General features: G+C 45.7%; 17 protein-coding genes and 1 pseudogene. 9 read left to right on the top strand and 9 right to left on the bottom strand.

Annotated elements, in window-relative coordinates; genetic code table 11:
• Positions 1-26: 26 nt before the first annotated feature.
• The gene (gene ricT / locus F5613_RS06945; RefSeq protein WP_179399224.1) at positions 27-1637 is read left to right on the top strand and encodes a regulatory iron-sulfur-containing complex subunit RicT; all 1611 of its coding nucleotides are present in this window, start codon (positions 27-29) and stop codon (positions 1635-1637) included.
• Entirely contained in the window at positions 1594-2088 is a 495-nt protein-coding gene (locus tag F5613_RS06940) for a gliding motility lipoprotein GldH (protein ID WP_246303369.1), read from the top strand. Before ricT ends, F5613_RS06940 begins: the two co-directional genes overlap by 44 nt.
• On the opposite strand, the gene rodA is transcribed toward F5613_RS06940, so the two are convergent.
• From rodA to F5613_RS06905, 7 genes are all read right to left on the bottom strand, one after another.
• Positions 2089-3537 carry a rod shape-determining protein RodA gene (gene rodA, locus F5613_RS06935; protein ID WP_179399222.1) on the bottom strand — a complete coding sequence of 483 codons (1449 nt, stop codon included), beginning with the start codon at positions 3535-3537 and terminating at the stop codon, positions 2089-2091.
• The gene (gene mrdA, locus F5613_RS06930; RefSeq protein WP_068178775.1) at positions 3527-5380 is read right to left on the bottom strand and encodes a penicillin-binding protein 2; all 1854 of its coding nucleotides are present in this window, start codon (positions 5378-5380) and stop codon (positions 3527-3529) included. The genes rodA and mrdA overlap by 11 nt, the downstream gene beginning before the upstream one ends.
• Positions 5373-5891, bottom strand: coding sequence for a rod shape-determining protein MreD (mreD, locus tag F5613_RS06925; protein WP_079682751.1), 519 nt, complete (start codon positions 5889-5891; stop codon positions 5373-5375). Before mreD ends, mrdA begins: the two co-directional genes overlap by 8 nt.
• The gene (mreC, locus tag F5613_RS06920) at positions 5884-6738 is read right to left on the bottom strand and encodes a rod shape-determining protein MreC (protein WP_179399221.1); all 855 of its coding nucleotides are present in this window, start codon (positions 6736-6738) and stop codon (positions 5884-5886) included. The genes mreD and mreC overlap by 8 nt, the downstream gene beginning before the upstream one ends.
• A 49-nt stretch (positions 6739-6787) precedes the next feature.
• The gene (locus F5613_RS06915; protein ID WP_179399220.1) at positions 6788-7807 is read right to left on the bottom strand and encodes a rod shape-determining protein; all 1020 of its coding nucleotides are present in this window, start codon (positions 7805-7807) and stop codon (positions 6788-6790) included.
• Between the two features lie 21 nt (positions 7808-7828).
• On the bottom strand, positions 7829-9352 hold the full coding sequence (gene purH / locus F5613_RS06910) for a bifunctional phosphoribosylaminoimidazolecarboxamide formyltransferase/IMP cyclohydrolase (protein WP_068178787.1): 1524 nt from the start codon (positions 9350-9352) through the stop codon (positions 7829-7831).
• 178 nt (positions 9353-9530) lie between these two features.
• Positions 9531-9935, bottom strand: a complete 405-nt coding sequence (locus F5613_RS06905) for a hypothetical protein (protein ID WP_179399219.1) — start codon at positions 9933-9935, stop codon at positions 9531-9533.
• A 224-nt stretch (positions 9936-10159) separates the two neighbouring features.
• On the opposite strand from F5613_RS06905, the gene F5613_RS06900 reads away from it, so the two are divergent.
• Entirely contained in the window at positions 10160-11950 is a 1791-nt protein-coding gene (locus F5613_RS06900) for a leucine-rich repeat domain-containing protein (protein WP_218858896.1), read from the top strand.
• A gap of 302 nt (positions 11951-12252) precedes the next feature.
• On the opposite strand, the gene F5613_RS06895 is transcribed toward F5613_RS06900, so the two are convergent.
• A complete protein-coding gene (locus tag F5613_RS06895) occupies positions 12253-13389 on the bottom strand; it encodes a sialidase (protein WP_179399218.1) in 1137 nt (378 codons plus the stop codon).
• Between the two features lie 650 nt (positions 13390-14039).
• Between F5613_RS06895 and F5613_RS06890 the strand changes: the two genes are divergently transcribed.
• Positions 14040-14948 (top strand): transposase, encoded by a 909-nt coding sequence (locus F5613_RS06890; RefSeq protein ID WP_246303365.1) that lies wholly within the window; start codon positions 14040-14042, stop codon positions 14946-14948.
• A gap of 593 nt (positions 14949-15541) precedes the next feature.
• The gene (locus F5613_RS06885; protein ID WP_179399217.1) at positions 15542-16102 is read left to right on the top strand and encodes a hypothetical protein; all 561 of its coding nucleotides are present in this window, start codon (positions 15542-15544) and stop codon (positions 16100-16102) included.
• 50 nt (positions 16103-16152) lie between these two features.
• On the opposite strand, the pseudogene F5613_RS16440 reads toward F5613_RS06885, so the two are convergent.
• Positions 16153-16467: pseudogene (locus tag F5613_RS16440) on the bottom strand (winged helix-turn-helix transcriptional regulator); the annotation flags it as partial.
• Positions 16468-16821: 354 nt separating this feature from the next.
• Between F5613_RS16440 and trpB the strand changes: the two are divergent.
• Genes trpB through trpD form a run of 4 tightly spaced genes read left to right on the top strand, consistent with a single transcriptional unit; the run spans position 16822 to position 21021 of the window.
• Positions 16822-18003: a tryptophan synthase subunit beta gene (trpB, locus tag F5613_RS06880; RefSeq protein ID WP_079682757.1), complete on the top strand. Its 1182-nt coding sequence runs from the start codon at positions 16822-16824 to the stop codon at positions 18001-18003.
• Between the two features lie 25 nt (positions 18004-18028).
• Positions 18029-19432 carry an anthranilate synthase component I family protein gene (locus tag F5613_RS06875; protein WP_179399216.1) on the top strand — a complete coding sequence of 468 codons (1404 nt, stop codon included), beginning with the start codon at positions 18029-18031 and terminating at the stop codon, positions 19430-19432.
• 19 nt (positions 19433-19451) lie between these two features.
• The gene (locus tag F5613_RS06870) at positions 19452-20021 is read left to right on the top strand and encodes an anthranilate synthase component II (RefSeq protein ID WP_068185706.1); all 570 of its coding nucleotides are present in this window, start codon (positions 19452-19454) and stop codon (positions 20019-20021) included.
• Between the two features lie 4 nt (positions 20022-20025).
• On the top strand, positions 20026-21021 hold the full coding sequence (trpD, locus tag F5613_RS06865) for an anthranilate phosphoribosyltransferase (RefSeq protein WP_179399215.1): 996 nt from the start codon (positions 20026-20028) through the stop codon (positions 21019-21021).
• Positions 21022-21033 lie beyond the last annotated feature (12 nt).

Below are 21033 nucleotides of genomic sequence, written 5' to 3'. Positions count from 1 at the left end.
ACTACATATATTATACAGTAAAAAAAATGGATTTTAAACTAAATAAAGGAGGTTGCTGCATGAACTCCAAGGGCTGCAGCAAGAAACAAGATACCAAACTTAATACATACGACTGGCTATGCGACGTACCCGATGCGGCCAATGCCACCGACTATGTAGAGGTTCAATTTAAGAACACCCGTAAAGGTTACTACCTCAACAACACAAAAATCCCGTTGGAAAAGGGAGATGTGGTAGCCGTAGAAGCCAGTCCCGGTCACGATATCGGCACTGTAACCCTAACCGGCAAACTTGTTCTGCTTCAAATGAAAAAGAACAATGCACGTACCGAAGGGACCGAGGTAAAGAAGGTTTACCGCAAGGCTAAACCCAATGATATAGAGAAGTTTGAAGAGGCCAAAGCCAAGGAACATGCCACCATGATCCGTTCGCGGCAAATTGCTACCGAGCTTGGCCTGAATATGAAGATTGGCGATGTGGAATACCAGGGAGACGGCAACAAGGCCATTTTCTATTACATAGCCGACGAGCGCGTGGACTTCCGTCAGCTTATCAAAGTATTGGCCGATGCCTTCCGCGTACGCATCGAGATGAAACAGATCGGTGCCCGTCAGGAAGCCGGACGAATCGGAGGAATCGGTCCCTGCGGCCGCGAACTTTGCTGTTCCAGCTGGATGACCAGCTTTGTATCCGTTGCCACGGGTGCGGCCCGCTATCAGGATATATCCATGAATCCGCAAAAGCTGGCCGGTCAATGTGCCAAGCTTAAGTGCTGCATCAACTACGAAGTGGATTCCTATGTGGAAGCACAAAAAAGACTCCCTTCACGCGAAGTGGTACTTGAAACAAAAGACAGCAATTACTACCATTTCAAGACCGATATATTCAAGAGAGAAATCACCTACTCTACCGACAGATCGTTTGCAGCCAACCTGGTAACGATTTCGGCCGACAGGGCCTTTGATATCATCGGAATGAACAAAAGGGGTAATAAACCCGTAAACCTGGAAGGCGAAACCAAGCCCGAAGCACCTAAGAGAGATGCACAGGATATATTGGGACAGGAAAGCTTAACCCGTTTCGACAACACCGTAAAGAAGAAGAAAAAGAAGCGTCCCAACGAAGGTGGCGACAGAGAGCAAGGGCCCGTAAAAGCCTCTGCAGAAGGCGATTCGCTTGTTAAGAAAGTAACACCGGTAACCGACAACCAGTCGCCAGTCAAAAAGGCAGGCAACCCAAACGAAGGCAATAGACCCGAAAGCAACAAGTCTGAAGGGAACAAACCCGACCGCGAACAAAACCGCGACCGCGATAACCGCAATCCACGTGACAACCGCGAAAGGCCCAACCGACCCAACCGCGAAAACGGGAACCGCGATGCCAATCCACGCGATAACGTGCAACGGGAAGCTCGCGAAAGCAATCAGCCCGAGGGGAAAGATAACAAAGAAAATCCGGTACGCGACAATGCAAAACCGCGTGAGAACAATGCATCACCTCGTGATAACAATGCACCGCGTGAAGGAGGCAACCCCCGCAACAAACGTAAAAACAGACAGCGTAACAAAGGTGATAAGTCCAGAAACAATGACAATGCGCAAAGCGGAAACAACCCCGGACCAACGCCCGAAGCGTAACTACCTGTTGATTTGCCTGTTGGCCACTCTGTTCTTCTCCTGTACGCAACCGGCTCTGTACGACCAGTACCAGCCCATTGAAAATGCGGTATGGGAGAAGAATAAAGAATACTATTTCTCATTTCAGGTGAGCGATATCAGTGTGCCATACGATGTAACCCTCGAGATAAGGAACAACAACCTGTATCCCTTTCAAGACCTATGGGTATTTTATAGTGAAGAACAACCCATCGGTCCGCTAAAGCGGGATACGTTGCAATGCATGCTGGCAGATAACCGCGGAAAATGGCATGGTAAGGGAATTTCCCTGTTTCAGTCCAGCTTTCCCCTGCGAAAAAGGTATACCTTCTCCCATACGGGGCAGTACACCTTCAGTATCCGCCAGGGCATGCGAAACGACTCGCTTCCCGGCATCCAGGAGATAGGCATGCGCGTGATACAGTCGCAGTAATCAGAGCCGCTCGTTACGGGCAGCATCCATACGCAGGAAGATAAACAGCAAGATGGTAAATCCCCACAGGGAGGAACCTCCATAACTAAAGAATGGTAGCGGAATTCCGATAACCGGAGTAAGTCCCGTTACCATTCCTATATTAATAGCCACGTGGAAGAAAAAGATGGAAGCCACGGAATACCCGTAAATACGCTGGAACGTGCCGTGTTGCCGCTCGGCCAGAGTGATCAGGCGCAAGATAAAGACCCCAAACAAGATCACCACCAATGCCGCCCCTACAAAGCCCTGCTCCTCACCCACCGTACAGAAAATAAAATCCGTATCCTGTTCGGGTACATACTTTAATTTGGTCTGCGTCCCATTCAGGAATCCCTTACCGGAAAATCCACCGGAACCGATGGCAATCTTGGACTGATTCACATTATACCCCGCACCACTGGGATCGTCTTCCAAACCCAGTGACACCTTGATACGAATCTGTTGATGCGGTTCCATAATCTCGTCGAACACATAATCCACCGAATAAAGAAACCCTACAGAACCCACGGCAAACAAAGCAATCATCGCATACTGCCGTACCCACCCCCTAAGGGAAAGATAAACAAGGTAAATCACCAAAGCAGCCATCAGCCCCCAGGCAATCCAGAGGAAATTAACCGGAACAAAGAAATTAACCAGGTAACCGATCAGAAAGGCAGTCCCCACCGTTATCAGAATCACCTTCACCACCAGACCGTCCCTGCGCAAAACCTGTACCAGGAAAGGCGTAATAAGCAACACCATCAGAAACACCAGAAACTGTCCCAAAGGCGTAATGCCCCACAACACATCCGAAAACTTCATGGAAGTAACAAAGAACACCACTGCACAAACACCTGTAAGCAAGATGTAGCCGGACATACCCTCGCGATACAACACCAAAAAGAAGGCCAGGTACACCAACGCCGAACCCGTCTCCTTCTGCATCATAATCAGCAACATAGGCAGCAAGATCAGCCCCAGGGTAAGTGCAAAATTGCGGACATTGGAAAGCGTAAACCCGTAGGAACTCATAAGCTTTGCCACCGCCAGTGCCGTGGCAAACTTGGCAAACTCGGCCGGCTGCAAGCGGATGGGCCCCAGCACCAGCCAGGAACGCGAACCCTTGATGTCGGGAGCCAGAAAAATGGTGGCGATAAGCAGTAAAATCATACCTATATAAAAGATATAGGCAAAAATATCGTAGAAATCACTCTCCAGCATCAGGATCACAAAAATAAGTCCCACAGCCATCCCGGCCCACATAAGCTGCGACCCGGCACGACCGTCCAGGCTGAACAGTCCCGTATTATCGAACTCGTAACTGGCACCGCAGATACTTATCCACCCCATGATGATCATAATCACATACAAAGCGATGGTAAACCAGTCGACCGACCTCCATGTATCTATTTTTCTATAAGGCATTTCCCGGCATTATAACTGAATTAACAATAAACTCTTCCGTAGCCTTGCTTGCTTCCGGAATCTCTCCCCGCAGGTACTTCTCGAACATCAACTTCGCGATAGGAACCGCATAAGTTGCTCCAAAACCAGCATTCTCGATAAACACGGCCACGGCAATCCGCGGATTATCCTTCGGAGCAAACCCCATAAAGATGGAGTGGTCCTTTCCATGTGGATTCTCGGCCGTACCCGTCTTACCACAAACCTCGATATCAGGCATATAAGTACCCCGGCAGGTTCCGCCGGAAACCGCCTGTGCCATCCCCTCGACAATATAATCGTAATAATGCGAATCGATAGAGGTCTTTCTTTTCTTTGTATACAAGGTATCCAGCGGCATATCTTCAATCTTCTTTACCACGTGGGGCGTAAAGAAATACCCCCGGTTGGCGATGGTAGCTGCCAGATTGGCAATCTGCAACGGAGTAGAGGTAATTTCACCCTGACCGATGGCTGTAGATATAATCGTGCTGGAGTTCCAGCGCTTGCGGTAAATCTTGTCGTAAACCTGACTATTGGGAATGTACCCCCGCTTCTCTCCCGGTAAATCGATACCCAGCTTATACCCGTATCCCATGGAAACCACGTGGTTCTTCCAAACCTCGAAAGCCTCCTGAATGCTGGGATAACGCTTGCGGCTGTCCAGCATATCGTGCAACCCCCAGCAAAAATAGGCGTTGCACGAGGTAGCCAGGGCAGACACCAGGTTAAGAGGCGAAGCGTGACCGTGACAAGCAGGCTTGCCCCCCCGCAACGGATATCCGTGATAACAGGTGTACATGGTTTGCGGCGAAATGATACCCTCCTGCAGGAAAACAAGTCCCTGTACCGGTTTAAAGGTCGAACCCGGCGGGTAGTAGGCCATGATAGGGCGATCGAACAAAGGTTTGTTGGGATCCTTCTCCAGCAACTGATGATTCTTACCGCGCATACGTCCCACCAACATGGAAGGATCGAACGTAGGAGCCGACACCATGGCCAATATCTCGCCCGTTTCGGGCTCGATCACCACGATCCCGCCCAGCTTATTCTGCATCAGCTTTTCGCCGTAGGCCTGTAAATCCATATCAATGGCCAAGGTAAGGTTTTTACCCGATTGAGGCACCACATCGTGTTTGCCCTCTTCGTAACGGCCTTTTATCCTGCCGTGGGCATCGCGGAGCAGAATCTCCACCCCTTTCTCGCCACGCAGTATCTCTTCGTAAAACTTCTCAACCCCCGTGCGGCCCGAATAGTCGCCCTGCACATAGTAGGGATCTTTCTGGATATCCCGCTGGTTCACCTCTCCTATGTTACCCAACACATGGGCGGCATAAGGATACTGATACTGGCGGATGGTACGGTTCTGGATATAAAAACCCGGAAACTTATATAACTTCTCCTGCAACACACCGTACTCCTGTGCCGAAAGCTGATTCATAAACACCTGAGGCACATACGACGAGTAACCCGGATTAAGTTTCCGGTTTTTGATGTCGCCCATCCGTTTGATAAACTGAGCCTTGGTTATGCCCAATATATCACACAGGTCGGTTGTATCAAAAGGCTGAATCTCGCGCATAATCAGCATCACGTCGTAGGCAGGCTGGTTATACACCAGTAACTTTCCGTTACGGTCGTACAACATCCCCCGAGACGGATACAATGTCTTTTTAAGAAACGCATTACTATCGGCCCACGCCTTGTAATCGTTATCCAGCACCTGCAGATAGAACAGACGGGCAATAAAAATAACAACCAGCAAGACAACCGCCCCGCCAATCACATACTGCCTGTTCTCCTCATTGTACACCCTGTTAGCCATCTATCCTGTGCGATTCGATATTAAACGCCTCAACGATAAAAATCACCAGCACCGTAAGCGCCGCACTGGCCACGATACGCAGCAGCATGAAGAGCGGATCAAAAAAGGTGAGCGACTCGATACTGAACAGAGCCACATGATGCAATATGGTGATAAACAACGAAAAACGGAAAAAACCACCGTAGCCAAACACCTTGAAAGAGGGATAAACACCTTCGGGCAGCTCGTTCCCCATCATCACATTGATAAGCGGAGCACGCAAGAAACCCACCAGGGTACAGGCCGCAGCATGCATACCCGGCGTATTGGCAAACAGATCGATCACCAATCCCATTAAAAAGGAAAAGAAAACAACCAGCGAGCGGGAGGTACCCACCGGCAACTTCAATATAAAATACAGGTACAGGAAAGGCGTTGCAATGCGCAGGAAGTGAATGTTGTTCAGTACAAAAATCTGAATCAATGCAAACACAACAAAATAAAACGTACCTCTCAGTATATTATTAATCATTTCGTTTCGCCTCTTGTTCTACTTCTATTTGTTCTTTCTGCCTTTTATTATTTATGATACGCACATGCTGCAACGATGTAAAATCTGTTGCCAGCAACACTTCCAGCGTATAGAAATTATCGTCGCGCTGCTTCTTGTGCGCCGCGATGGTACCCACCCGTATCCCCGAAGGGAAGATAGCGGAATACCCGCTGGTTACCACCGTATCCCCTTTCTGGAATACCACGTGACGGGGCAGCTCCTCCAGGTCGGCCATCCGCGGATCACGTCCGTTCCAGGTTAACGACCCGAAATTATTGCTGCGCAACACCTTGCAGCTAAGTCGGAATTTAGGATTAAGCACCGGCAGGATCACCGCATAATGATCGCTCACCACCGAAACAATGCCCACCACACCTTTGGAGGAAACCACCCCCATATCCGGTGCGATACCATCTGCTTTACCCTTGTTTACCGTAATATAATTGAATTGCGACGAGATGCTGTTGCTCACCACCTCCGCACTAATAAAGTCGAAATCAAACACCTCCGTCGAGTCGGGGGTGAAACCACGGAAAGCCACCGTATCGGCAAGCAATCCATCCATCTGGTCCTGTACGCGAAGCAGCTCCATCTCCAGCAGGCCGTTACGCTCCATCAGGTCTTTGTTAATATCACGCAGACTCAGGTACGTATTTACAGCACCTGTTACGGAAGCTATTTTCCCGGTAATCACATTACCGGAGCTAAAGAGTATGTTGCGCTGATACGCGTTGCTGCGATACACCAGCACCAGCGATACAATCTCCAGCAAAAGGAATAAAAACCAATGTCTTTTTCTAATCAGGAAATCAAGCAGTTTCCGCATAGCTACTAATTAAAAGGATCCCCCGGACAACCGCCCGGGGGATTACTTATTATCGGATAAGGAAATTAAACTTATCAATATTCTTCAGAGCCACCCCGGTTCCTTTCGCGACAGCGTGCAACGGATCTTCCGCCACATGGAACGCGATACCGATCTTATCGGTCAGACGCTTATCCAATCCACGCATCAGGGCACCACCACCGGCCAGGTAAATACCGTTACGAACAATATCGGCATACAATTCGGGGGGAGTCTGCTCCAATGCACTCAGGATAGCCGCCTCCATCTTGGAAAAAGATTTTTCCAGACAGTGGGCAATCTCCTGGTAAGATACGGGCACCTCCATCGGAAGAGCCGTCATCTGATTGGGACCATGCACAATAAAGTCCTGGGGAGGATTCTCCAGCGAAGTAAGCGACGAACCTACATTTATCTTAATCTGTTCGGCCGTTCGTTCGCCCACCTTCACGTTGTGCTGTCTGCGCATGTACTCCATGATGTCGGCCGTAAGGTCGTCTCCGGCAATACGGATCGACTTGTTGGAAACAATTCCGCCCAGCGAAATAACCGCAATTTCGGTAGTACCTCCACCTATATCCACAATCATGTTACCCTCGGGCGCTTCCACATCGATACCGATACCGATTGCCGCAGCCATCGGTTCGTAAATCATGTATACATCTCGACCTCCGGCATGCTCGGCAGAGTCGCGTACAGCACGCAATTCCACTTCGGTACTACCCGAAGGAATACAAACCACCATCCGCAGCGAAGGCGTAAACCAACGGCTTTTGGGGTTTATCATCTTAATCATGCCGCGAATCATCTGCTCGGCCGCATAGAAGTCGGCAATCACCCCGTCGCGAAGCGGACGGATGGTCCGGATGTTCTCGTGGGTCTTACCATGCATCTGACGTGCCTTTTCCCCTACAGCCAGCACCTTGTCGGTACGGCGGTCCAGGGCAACTACCGAAGGTTCGTCCACCACAATCTTACCATTGCAGATAATAATCGTGTTGGCCGTTCCAAGGTCCATTGCTATCTCTTGTGTGAAAGAAAATAATCCCATTGTTTCTGCTAATTTAAAACATTAATGTTTGAAGTGACGAACCCCCGTCTTAACCATAGCCAATCCATGCTCGTTGCAATAAGCCACAGACAACTTGTCATTGATTGAACCACCCGGTTGAATTACCGCGGTAATACCCGCCTGATCTGCAATTTCCACGCAATCGGGGAAAGGGAAGAAAGCATCCGAAGCCATAACAGCACCCTTCAGGTCGAAGTTAAAGCTGGCCGCCTTTTCGATGGCCTGCTTCAGAGCATCCACACGCGAAGTCTGACCGATACCGCTGGCGCACAACTGCTTGTTCTTAACCAGGGTGATGGCGTTAGACTTACTGTTCTTCACCAACTTGTTGGCAAACAACAAATCATCCACTTCGGCCGATGTAGGCTGTTTGTCTGTCATCGCTTCCAGATCGGCAGCCGTCTGAATGCTCAGGTCCTTGTCCTGCACCAGTACACCATTCAACAACGAACGGAACTGAACATCGGCTGTCTTCGTATTTTTACGGATCAGGATAATCCGGTTTTTCTTTTGCATCAACACTTCAAGCGCATCCGTATCGTAATCCGGAGCGATAATCACTTCGAAGAAAATCTTGTTGATCTCTTCGGCAGCCTCTTTATTAATCACGCCGTTGGTAATCAGGATACCGCCAAAGGCAGAAACCGGATCGCCGGCAAGTGCATCCTTCCAGGCTTCCAGCACAGTGCTGCGCGATGCGATACCACAGGCGTTGTTGTGCTTCAGGATGGCGAATGTAAGTTCGTTAAACTCATTGATCAGCGTTACGGCAGCATCAATATCCAACAAGTTATTATACGAAATCTCCTTACCCTGCAGCTGTTCGAACATCGCTTCGAAGTTCCCATAGAACAAGCCCTTCTGATGCGGATTCTCGCCATAACGAAGCACCTTGGCATCGTTTACTGCACAGCGGAAGGCAGAACCCTCGCCCCCGTCGAAGTAAGAGAAAATCGCACTGTCGTAACCAGACGAAACCATGAAGGCCTCCTTGGCAAACCAACGGCGGTCTTCCAGGGAGGTAAGCGCACCCTGCTCGTCCAGTAACTGTAAAAGTGGTTTGTACTGCGCTTTGGAAGCCACAATCACCACATCCTTATAATTTTTAGCAGCAGCGCGAATCAGCGAAATGCCACCTATATCAATCTTTTCAATAATTGCCTGATCTTCGGCCCCCGAAGCCACTGTATCCTCGAAAGGATATAGGTCAACAATCACCAGGTCTATCTCAGGTATTTCGTACTGCGCAATCTGTTCGTTATCCGTAGGATTATCCCTGCGGGTCAGGATACCACCAAAAACCTTGGGGTGCAATGTTTTAACACGGCCACCCAAAATAGACGGATACCCCGTAAGGTCTTCCACCGCATCGCAGGGAATTCCCAAAGATTCAATAAAAGTTTGCGTTCCTCCCGTAGAAACAAAGCTAACGCCCTCACGGTGAAGCTTTGTTAAAATTTCATCCAATCCCTCCTTATGGTATACCGATACCAGTGCGCGTTTGATTTTTTTCGTTGCAGACATCTTACCTAACTATTTACTTTATTGTTTTGAAGCACAAAAATAGCTATTTTATTTCTAATAAGGCAGTTCGTACTACTAAAATTCCTTTTAAAAACTGAATCTTTGTCAGATTGCAAAAAAAAGGGTCCGCATCCACGTTAAAGCAGACACAGACCCTCTGTCAGGAAATCCGCAATTTTTATTTCAAACGCTTGAACACCATAGGTTCAAGCATGGACGAAAGCACATTTTTAAGCTCCAACCGGTTAAAATCGTCGGAGAAATGAAAGATAAACACATCCGCAGGCTCGTCGGCACCGGCTCCGTTTGCATAGTACAGGTACAGGAACTTCCCTGCAATCTCGTACTTCGAAGGCCTGGCAGTCAGGGTCATCAGATCATCGTGATACAGCACCGTACCATCAGAAAGAAACTCCATGCTGAAATCGGTATCCACAGGCACATGGCCCTCGTCGCCGGTAACATTCACCCATTTCCCCACAATGGCCTGCCGGGCGGTGTCATCGTCGTCGTCGCACCCCGTAAAACCCACCATCAACAGCAAGGCCGTCAAATTCAAAAACAAAAACAATCTCCTCTTCATACCACCTGTTTCTATACAAATTAAGACGCATAAACACCCCGATTGGCTGCATGCGTGGGTAGAGAAAATCAACAATATTTGATTGATTTTATACTATCAACCGTTTTGAGTTGATAAAAACACAAATCATTTAAATCGAATTAATATGTTAAACATCAACAATCTATAGTTTATCTATCGAAACTTTTATATGTTTGTGACACTTATCCCTAAATACATCATTTATGAAATCCACTAAACATCTTTTGTTACTTATCATTGCATTGATATCAATCAATATCAATGCTCAAGAAACTGTTTCATTAACAATTAATGTTGAAACAGCAGGAACTCTGCCTGAATTGATCCCTACATCACAAAAGAATCAAATTACAAACCTAACTTTAACCGGCAATCTAAATGGAACCGATATTCGCTACATACGCGAAATGGCTGGGAGTGATGCCGATACACAGTTTACTTATGGAAGTCTATCTGTTCTGGATCTTGCTAAAATTAAAATTGTAGCCGGCGGAGACTATTATATAAATCTGTCTGGTAGAAAACTTTACTCTGGGTCAAATACCTTCGGCGAAGGTATTTTTTATGGATGTAATACATTAACTTCTGTAATTTTGCCAAATAATGTTACTAAAATTGGAGATTTTGCATTTGGCAATTGCTTTGGATTAACGTCTGTAACAATTCCAAATAGTATTACTGTAATTGGGAATAACGCATTCTATTGTTGCATAGGATTAATTGCTTTAACTATTCCAAATAGTGTTACTTCTATTGGGGATTATGCTTTTGTAGGATGTACAGAATTAACTTCTATAACGATTCCAAATAGTGTGACTCAAATTGGAAACTTTGCTTTAACTGGATGTAAAAAATTAACTTCTATAACGGTTCCCAATAGATTAACTGTAATTGGAAATGGTGTTTTTAGTAATTGCACAGAATTAACTTCTGTTACTATTCCAAAGAGTGTTACTTCCATAGGAAGTTCGGCTTTTAGTTTTTGTAGAAGATTAACATCTGTCACTATTCCTAACAGTGTCACTTCCGTAGGAAGTTCGGCTTTTAGTTCTTGTTCAGGATTAACGTCTGTAACAATCCCAAACAGTGTGACTTCCATAGGAAGTTCGGCTTTTAGTTTTTGCACAGGATTAACGTCTGTAACAATCCCAAACGGGGTTACAGCAATTGGAAATTCAGCTTTTTATCAATGCTCGGGATTAACTTCTGTAACTATTCCAAACAGTGTGACCAAAATCAATGATTTTACTTTTAGTTATTGCTCAGGATTAACTTCTGTAACTATTCCAAACAGTGTGACTATCATTGGAAGTTCGGCTTTTAGAAATTGCAAAGGATTAACCTCCATAACTATTCCAACAAGTGTTACTATAATTGAAGGTTGGGCTTTTAATGAATGCACAGGATTAACTTCTGTTACTATTCCAAATAATGTAAAATTAATTGGACAAAGCTCTTTTCATGACTGTACTTCACTAATTTCTGTAACTATTCCAAATAGTGTAACAACAATTGAATATGCAGCTTTTAGAAACTCAGGATTAACGACTATAACTATTCCAAATAGTGTAACAGATATTGAAGATTACGCATTTAATGAATGCCTACTAAAACAGATTTATTGTGAAGCAACTACTCCTCCACAAATTGAGTCAGAAACATTCTCCAATATCTATAATACCTGCGAATTATATGTACCGGAAGTAGCCTATTCTGCTTATCTGAATGATCCATATTGGGGTAAATTTAATATTATAAAACAAGTTATCACATCAATTTCCGATACAGATGCTGGCAACTTAAATGTGTATTCAGAAAATGGTTCTATTATCGTTCAGGGTGGAAAATTGGGAAATCTTGTTGATATTTACAGTGTTTCAGGATCTTTGCTGCAGAAAATAAAAATAACAGACCACATTGTTCGAATTACTGTTGCTCCTCAAAAGATTTATATCGTTAAAACAGGAAATAAATCATTTAAAATTGCCATGTAATAAAATATGCAAAGCGGTAATTTAATAATAATAAAGCCAGTTAGTCAATGCTAACTGGCTTTATTTATCCTTAAAAGTCTATATCAGACTTGTATTCAGGTATTTAAACAATAGCTCACAATTCCAAATCTTCAATTAATGGTTTATGTGATAAACCTTAAAGAATCAACTTTAATAAGTGAATTTAAATCTTCGTAACTAAAACGGGGAACCATTCCTAAGGCCAATTACAATTCAACTAATTTAAAAATACGATAATCCGCATCTTACACTTTTTTCATACATAAATAAATTCCCAAAATCTACTTCAGATAATATTCAAAAAATGAGTAAATAATCTCGTTTGATGCGGTTGTAGGAGAATGAGTCGGCCTGTTACTCATACCCACCCTGTTTTCATAGCCCAGCAATTTATATACTTCAATCGTTCTGTTTAAAGGAATCCAACGTTCAACCGGATCTTCCGAACCTCCTGAAACCAGGAAAGGTCTTGGGGCCATCAAGGCATGTAATTCGTGCAGATCGAAGCCCTTTTTTCTCAACTCGGGATACAATCCCTTTGCCGGATTATCTTTACTTATAACACCCCTCGGCCTCCAGGGCTGCGGGTGGTAACCCAGATAGTAAGGCTCCCAGTAGTTTACAGATTCCCTTGTTTCGTCAAATACAATGCCGGGATCCGACCAGGCAGCACAGGCAAATTTATCGAACAGACAAGAGGCAAACATCGCCCATTTGCCACCGAAGGAATGACCAACAATTCCGATACGTGTAGAATCTACATCGGGAAACCGTGACAATGCATCCCATGCGTTTGCAGCGGCATAGGCCAGCACAGACAGAGGCTGGATGGTTGTATGGTTTAATTCAGGATAGAACAGTGCATATGTTTTTGCTTCGGAGGCCTCTTTGGTCCCGATGGAAAGGGTGATAAATCCCCTCTTCACAAGCTGGTAAGCAAAATCACGATTCGGTTTATCGCTCAGTCCGATGGCCGTTTCCGGCTCATAGAAAACAGTAATCACGGCCGGCTTTTTCCCTTCCCCAACGGGCACAAGCAGGTAGCCTGTGGTATATTCATTCGGGGTCCACCGGAAGCGCACTGTATACTGTATAAAGTCTTCACGTAACACCTTGCTGATAATCTGCAGGTTGTTATTTTCAATCAATGGCGGCCACACTCCCAGCATGGCATTCCATTTCGCTACGATTTCATTCCTGCGGCTTTTCCATTCCGTGGGGTTGGCAACCGTATCTCCATTATAGAACCGTAACGCCGACCGATAATCACCCACGCTATCCCTGAACCGGGCAGGAGGTGTAAAACAGGGCTCTATATACCTCCATGCCCTACCCTTATCGGCGAGACTTTCCTGCGAATAAAGATCGGGGGCGACCGTAATAATAGCGAGTAACAAGGTTAACCAAAATTGTTTCATAGACTTTATCGTTTCAATGCATGTAAAAATAATCATATATAATTTATCAGTTTCCCACAATTGCGAAATAAATATCTCATATTGCGAAAAAGATCTGGTTGTTGATGCAAATATACCACCGCCCAAAGACACAAATCCACCTGTGTCCACTTGTGTCCGCATTTGTCCACTTAAGTAAAGATAAGTACACTTACCGTATGCTTTCAGCATTTCTGACTAGAGTTTTTTGTCCTAAATCGAAGCACGGAAAATGGAACACAAACTATTTCCTTTCCAAAATAAGCTTATTTGCTCTTCAAAATAAGCTTATTTCAACGCTCAAATAAACTTATCTGAGTCCTGAAATCAATTGATTTAAAACGGGGAAAGCTTGTAGAGATAAACACATGTAACTTAATCTGCAGTGATTAATCTAAGACGAGATAAACATGTACTCGCAATCTTCTTCAGACTAAGATTATAGATAATTTATTCCTTCCTGTAACAAACAGACGACAGGTAATTATTATTAATGCGAATCAGTAGTTGAAATCACTTGCTGATTCATTTAGTTAAAATGTTGTTATACAGTTTATTATTACATTAAAATATTTCTTAATCTCCCTGGAAATCAGTATCTTAGAAGAATAAAACCACTCATTTTTCTAATTATGATTCCCAAGGAGAAAGAACTTAAGCTTATAAAAATATATATGTATATCTGCGATATCTATGAGTCTTCACTGAAATTTTGTTGTCAGAGATTCAGTAATAATGCAACTCCTATCTTCACCGACCAGGAACTGCTTACTGTATACCTGTTCTGTGGAGCTTATCAACGCTACTTCAGTATCAAAGAGATACATACATTCACTAAAGAATATTTGCTTTCTTGGTTTCCTTGTCTACCTTCTTATCAGACGTTCAATTATCGATTGAACCTGTTAAGTGAGGCAATTAATGAACTCGTAAAGCATCTCATTACATCCTTTAAACCAGAAGATTGCGACAATATGACATCACTGATCGATTCCATGCCAATTGTTACCTGCAAAGGAAAGAATAAAACAGGAAAAGTGGCTACAGAAATTGCAACAAAAGGCTACTGCTCTACCAAAAATATGTACTACTTTGGTTTGAAACTCCACACGTTAGCTTTCAGAAGGAAAGGAACTATTCCATTCCCTGAGATGTTGATACTTTCATCTGCGGCAGAGAACGATTTGACGGTACTTAAAACAGAAGCAGCAGACAGCCTGACCAATAGAAGTATCTTTGCCGATAAAATCTACTCCGATTTCTCTTTTTGGGGAGAAAAACACAGGGAAATAGGTCTGGATATGCTAACTCCCGTAAAAGCTATTAAGGCTGAAGAGCCCGTAATTACTCAAAGAGAGAAAGCCCACAGAGACTTATTTTCGACGGCTGTTTCTAAAGTCAGACAACCCATAGAGTCTTTCTTCAACTGGTTGAATGAGAAAACAAATATTCAAAGAGCGATGAAGGTCAGATCAACATCTGGACTTCTTATACATACGATGGGGAAAATAGCCATCGCATTCATTTATCTAATTGTTTAAAACAAATGAATCAATGTCAAATACTGATTCGCATTATTACTTAAAAGTAAAAGAGTTACCTCCAGAAGATGTGCAATAAAGCGTATCTGCAAGCTGATAAAAAAATATTTTAATTTTAATATTATACAAAATGAATAGTTTTTCGTCAAAAAAAAGTCAGCAATAAAGAATTATAACACTGTAGTTCAAACATTTAATACAAAACCTTAATAATCTAAAGATTAATAACACCGTCAAAAAAGTATAACTTGACCTTCCAAAAATATGTCGTATCATTGCAGCCGAAAGCAATTTCAAACATTGCACGAAACAAATCACCTCCGCTTGCGGAAGCGATTTAACCAAAGCCCGGCCGGAGGGCAGAACAAATCCGGAAAGACAATAGCGATTGTCTGAAGCATTTGTCAGTAATGGAAAGTCTTTGAATTCCGGTTTTTTTTAAAACTATCTTGAATATGCATTATATATTTAAGAAGCTTAGGACATAAGATAGGACATTTCGAAGTCAAAACCCGCATCAATACAGGGAAGTAGACGACATTAGGATAGGACATTTAATTATAAAATTATTAATTACCTTAAAAATCGATACGATGAATAAATTTTTTGCGTTAGAAAACTTACTGAAAAGCGGATACTGCATCATCCCCCGGGTGATATTGGATAACCAGCAGAGCAGCTGTAAAAAGATAGCCCTCAGAGCAGATATCCTCAGCTACTTTTACCAAAAGGCCTACTTTGCCAAAGGCGATGTAGTGCTGGACGGGCGGATCTACACCTGCTTCAGGGGAGAGCTGATTGTGAATCAGCAAGAACTAGCCGCTTTTTTTAAAACCGAACGCAGGCAATGGAACCGCATCATGGCAGAGTTTACAAGCGAAAACATCATCCGTGTTGACCGATTAAGAGGTGGATCCCGCATCTCCATAGTAGCTTACGACTGCATTGTGGGTAAGAAAAGTGCCCAGTACAAGCAGGCCAACGGTGGTGATAAAGCTGCAGATGCAGCCCCCAAAGCCAAGAAACCGAAACTAGGTGTCTCAGTAGAGAACTACTACCCCGAGCACCACGTAAAAGGTTGTTACATCCCCCCACTTGAGATTGATTTAAGCAAAATACCAGCATTCCAGGACAAACTGGATGACAAGAAATAATGGTTTATTATATGAATCAATGCCTAAATAAGAATTAGTTCTACGTATTATTAATCTTTGATATAGTAGCCTCCTGACTTCGGAGCACCACGAAATTCTAATAATCCTTTTTGGTTTAAAGATTTTAGATAACGCATAGTGGTTCTTCAGCTTTTAGAAATGCTTTCTGCAATTTCTGATGCATTTAATCCAGGCTTAGCTCTAAGAAGGATTGTTATCGCTTGCTCATTCTCATTTACTATGCCATTTACTATGTCATTGGTGGCATAGTTGTTTTGTTTACGCTTGAGCACAACCGTAAACATACCATCTGTATGAAACTCCGGTTCAGGAAGTTTGGCTTTCTTTATGGTTGTGCTAAACTTCAAATAAACATTCGGACTATAATCTGGCTTAGGACAAACTTAGGACAACTGCTGTCTTAAGTTTAAGACCGACTACTTTTTTGAACACATCCGGATGCTGCGAAGAAAAAAAATATAAAAAAAAGGACGAATTATTTGCAGATTATCAGAAAAGATATACATTTGCTGCCGATATAACAACAAAGGAAATGAGAACTATAATGGTTAATACATATTGGTGGCGCTTCTTACAACTCACAAAGTCGTAAGGAACAGTCCTGTGTATATCCATAAAGTATAAGATATTTTAGAAGGCCTGCCGCTCTTGCGACAGGCCTTTTTTAATTTGCAGAATTTAATAAAAAACAAAATAGAATGAAAACGTATCTGGTTAACGAAGAGGGTTATTACGGTGAATTTGGAGGAGCTTACATTCCGGAAATTTTACACCGCTGTGTGGAAGACTTGAAGAATACTTACCTGAAGGTACTGCAGAGTGCCGACTTTAAACAGGAGTTTGATGCCTTGTTGCGCGATTACGTGGGGAGGCCGTCGCCGCTTTACCTGGCCAACCGCCTGTCTGCCCGCTACGGCTGCCGCATCTACCTGAAGCGCGAGGATCTGAACCATACGGGTGCACATAAGATTAACAATACCATCGGACAGATTCTGCTGGCACGGCGCATGGGCAAAACGCGCATCATCGCTGAGACGGGTGCCGGTCAGCACGGGGTGGCCACGGCTACGGTTTGTGCCCTGATGGATATGAAGTGTATCGTGTACATGGGGAAGACGGATGTGGAGCGCCAGCATGTGAATGTGCAGAAAATGAAGATGCTGGGTGCCGAGGTTCGTCCGGTTACATCGGGCAACATGACGCTGAAGGATGCTACCAACGAGGCCATACGCGACTGGTGCTGTAACCCGGCGGATACGTTTTACATTATCGGTTCTACCGTGGGGCCACACCCCTACCCCGATATGGTGGCTCGCCTGCAGTCTGTTATAAGCGAGGAGATTAAAAAGCAGTTGCTGGAGAAAGAGGGACGGGAGAACCCGGATTACCTGATTGCCTGTGTGGGCGGGGGAAGCAATGCGGCGGGTACCATTTATCATTTTGTGGATAATCCGGAGGTGCAGATCGTACTGGCCGAAGCGGGTGGCAAAGGGATTGATTCCGGCGAATCGGCGGCTACCATCCAGCTGGGACGGATGGGTATCATCCACGGGGCGAAAACCCTGGTGATGCAGAGTGAAGACGGACAGATCGAGGAGCCTTACTCTATATCGGCAGGTTTGGATTATCCGGGTATCGGTCCGTTTCATGCCAACCTTTCGGCTACCAAACGTGCTCTTATTCTGGCGGTGGACGACCAGGAGGCGTTGGATGCGGCCTTCGAACTTACCCGGCTGGAAGGGATTATTCCGGCGCTGGAATCGGCTCATGCCCTGGGTGCTTTGCCCAAGCTTTCTTTTAAACCTACCGATGTGGTGGTGCTTACGGTTTCGGGGCGCGGCGACAAGGATATGGATACTTACATTGATTCGATGAAATAACATACCCACTTAACAGCATACTTCTATGAACTACAGTTATAAGACACACAGCAAAAGGATATTGGGCGATTTACATACGCCGGTGAGCATTTACCTGAAGGTGAGGGATATGTATCCTGAGTCGGCCTTGCTGGAAAGCTCGGATTTTCATGCCAACGAGAACAGTCTTTCGTTTATCGCCCTCTGTCCCATTGCCAGCATTGGCATTAACAGCGGAATGAGTACCATGCGCTATCCGGATAATCACACGGAGGAGCTGCCGGTTACGGATGCCTATACAGTGGCGGACGCGCTGAACGATTTCCTGAAACGGTTTAAGGTGGAGGGCGACAACAGCGAGGTTTGCGGTTTGTTCGGTTACACGGCCTTTGATGCGGTTCGCTATTTTGAGAAGATAGAGGTGATGGAGAGTCACCATGCACAGAACGATGCACCGGATATGTATTATCTTTTGTATAAATATATTTTAGTGTTCAACCATTTCAAGAACGAGCTTACCCTGATAGAGCTGTTGCGTGAGGACGAAGCCAGCGAGATGGAGCGTATCGAGACGATGATTGAGAACCGCAACTATGCGTCGTACAATTTTATTCCGGATGGCAAGGAGACGAGTCCCATTACGGACGATGAGTACCGTGCCATGGTGCGCAAGGGGGTGGCTCATTGTATGCGGGGGGATGTGTTCCAGATTGTGCTGGCGCGTCAGTTCAAGCAGGCTTTCAGGGGTGACGATTTCAAGGTGTACCGTGCGTTGCGGAGTATCAATCCGTCGCCTTACCTGTTTTATTTCGACTTCGGGGGTTTCCGCATCTTCGGCTCCTCGCCCGAAACGCATTGCAAGGTGAGCAACGGTCGCGCCAGCATCGATCCTATTGCGGGCACGGCTTTCCGTACGGGCGACCTGTTGCAGGATAAGTTGCTTACGGAGGCGTTGCTGAACGATCCGAAGGAGAATGCAGAGCATGTGATGCTGGTGGATCTGGCTCGTAATGATTTGAGCAGGAACGCCCACGATGTGAAGGTGGATTTTTACAAGGAGCCTCAGTATTACTCGCATGTGATTCACCTGGTTTCGAGGGTGAGCGGTGCGTTGAATCCGGAGAGTAATCCGGTGAAGACTTACATTGACACCTTTCCGGCGGGTACGTTGAGTGGTGCACCCAAGGTGCGTGCCATGCAGCTGATCAGCGAGATTGAACATCATAACCGGGGTGCCTACGGGGGGTGTATCGGGTTTATAGGGTTTAACGGCGACCTGAACCAGGCCATCACCATCCGTTCGTTTGTTAGCAGGGGCAATAAGTTGTACTATCAGGCGGGGGCCGGCATTGTGTCTAAAAGTGATGATGCCCGCGAACTGGAGGAGACCAACCGTAAGCTGGCGGCGTTGAAAAAGGCGATCGACCTGGCTGCCACATTAAAGAATTAATAGTAAAATCAGATTGTATATGAAAAAGATATTGTTACTGGATAATTACGATTCGTTTACCTATAACCTGCTTCATATTGTGAAACAACTGGGTTTTACGGATGTGGAGGTGCATCGCAACGATTGCATCGGACTGGATGAGATTGAGCGCTTTGATAAGATTTTACTTTCTCCGGGACCGGGTATCCCATCCGAAGCGGGTATTTTGCTGGATGTGATTAAAAGGTATGCGCCTACCAAAAGTATCCTGGGGGTATGCCTGGGCGAACAGGCCATAGGCGAGGCTTTCGGGGCCCGGCTGGAGAACCTGAAGGAGGTGCATCATGGCATCAGCTCGGTAATCAGGGTGGTGGAAAACGATTACCTGTTCAACGGGTTGGGCGATAGCTTCGAGGCGGGGCGTTACCACTCGTGGGTGGTGAGCGGTGAGAACTTTCCCGACTGCCTGGAGATTACAGCCCAGGATGATGCGGGCGAGATTATGGCATTGCGCCATTGCTGTTACGATGTGCGGGGCATTCAGTTCCACCCGGAATCGGTGCTTACGCCTAAAGGGATTGAGTTGATTGCAAACTGGTTAAATGCATAAGGGTATGAAACAGATATTATACAGATTGTTTGAACACCAGTATCTTGGCAAGGAGGAGGCACGCGAGATATTGCAGAATATGGTGGCCGGCAAATATACCGACACCCAGATTGCTTCGCTTATCACGGTGTTTCTGATGCGTAACATTTCCGTAGAGGAGCTGGCCGGCTTTACCGATGCCTTGCTGGAGATGCGGGTGCCGGTGGATCTGGCGGAATATAAGCCGCTGGATATTGTGGGTACGGGTGGTGATGGTAAGAATACCTTCAACATTTCGACTGCGGCCTGTTTTGTGGTGGCGGGTGCGGGTTATCCGGTGGTAAAGCAGGGTAACTACGGGGCTACGTCGGTGAGTGGTTCGTCTAACGTGATTGAGCAGCACGGGGTGAAGTTTACGGCCGATAATGATAAGCTGAGGGCTTCCATGGATGGATGCAACATGGCTTACCTGCATGCACCGCTGTTCAGTTCGGCCATGAAGGCGGTGGCGCCCATACGTAAGAGTCTGGGGGTGCGTACGTTCTTTAATATGCTGGGACCGCTTATCAATCCGTGCCGTCCGGCGTATCAGTTGCTGGGTGTGTACAACCTGCCGTTGCTGCGGTTGTATAGTTACAGCTACCAGCAGAGTCTGGCTAATTTTGCGGTAGTTCACAGTATGGACGGGTACGACGAGATTTCGCTTACGGCTCCCTTCAAAGTGGCTACAGCTACCACCGAAAAGGTGTATACACCCGAGATGCTGGGACTGAAACGCATAGATCCTACGGAGTTATACGGGGGTGAAACGCCGGAAGAGGCTGCTTTGTTGTTCGACCGGGTGTTGCGTAACCAGTGTACGGATGCACAACGGGATTGTGTGCTGATAAACGCGGCCTTTGCCATCCGGGTGATCGAGCCGGAACGGTCGGTGGAATCGTGTCTGGCCATTGCCCGCGAATCGCTGGAGAGTGGTAAGACGTTGGCTACTTTTAAAAAGTTTGTAGCGTTGAACAGTTGATTGGAGGGGATT

The organism is Macellibacteroides fermentans, from assembly GCF_013409575.1.
GTDB lineage: Bacteria > Bacteroidota > Bacteroidia > Bacteroidales > Tannerellaceae > Macellibacteroides > Macellibacteroides fermentans.
This window is presented reverse-complemented; position numbering and strand designations above follow the sequence as displayed.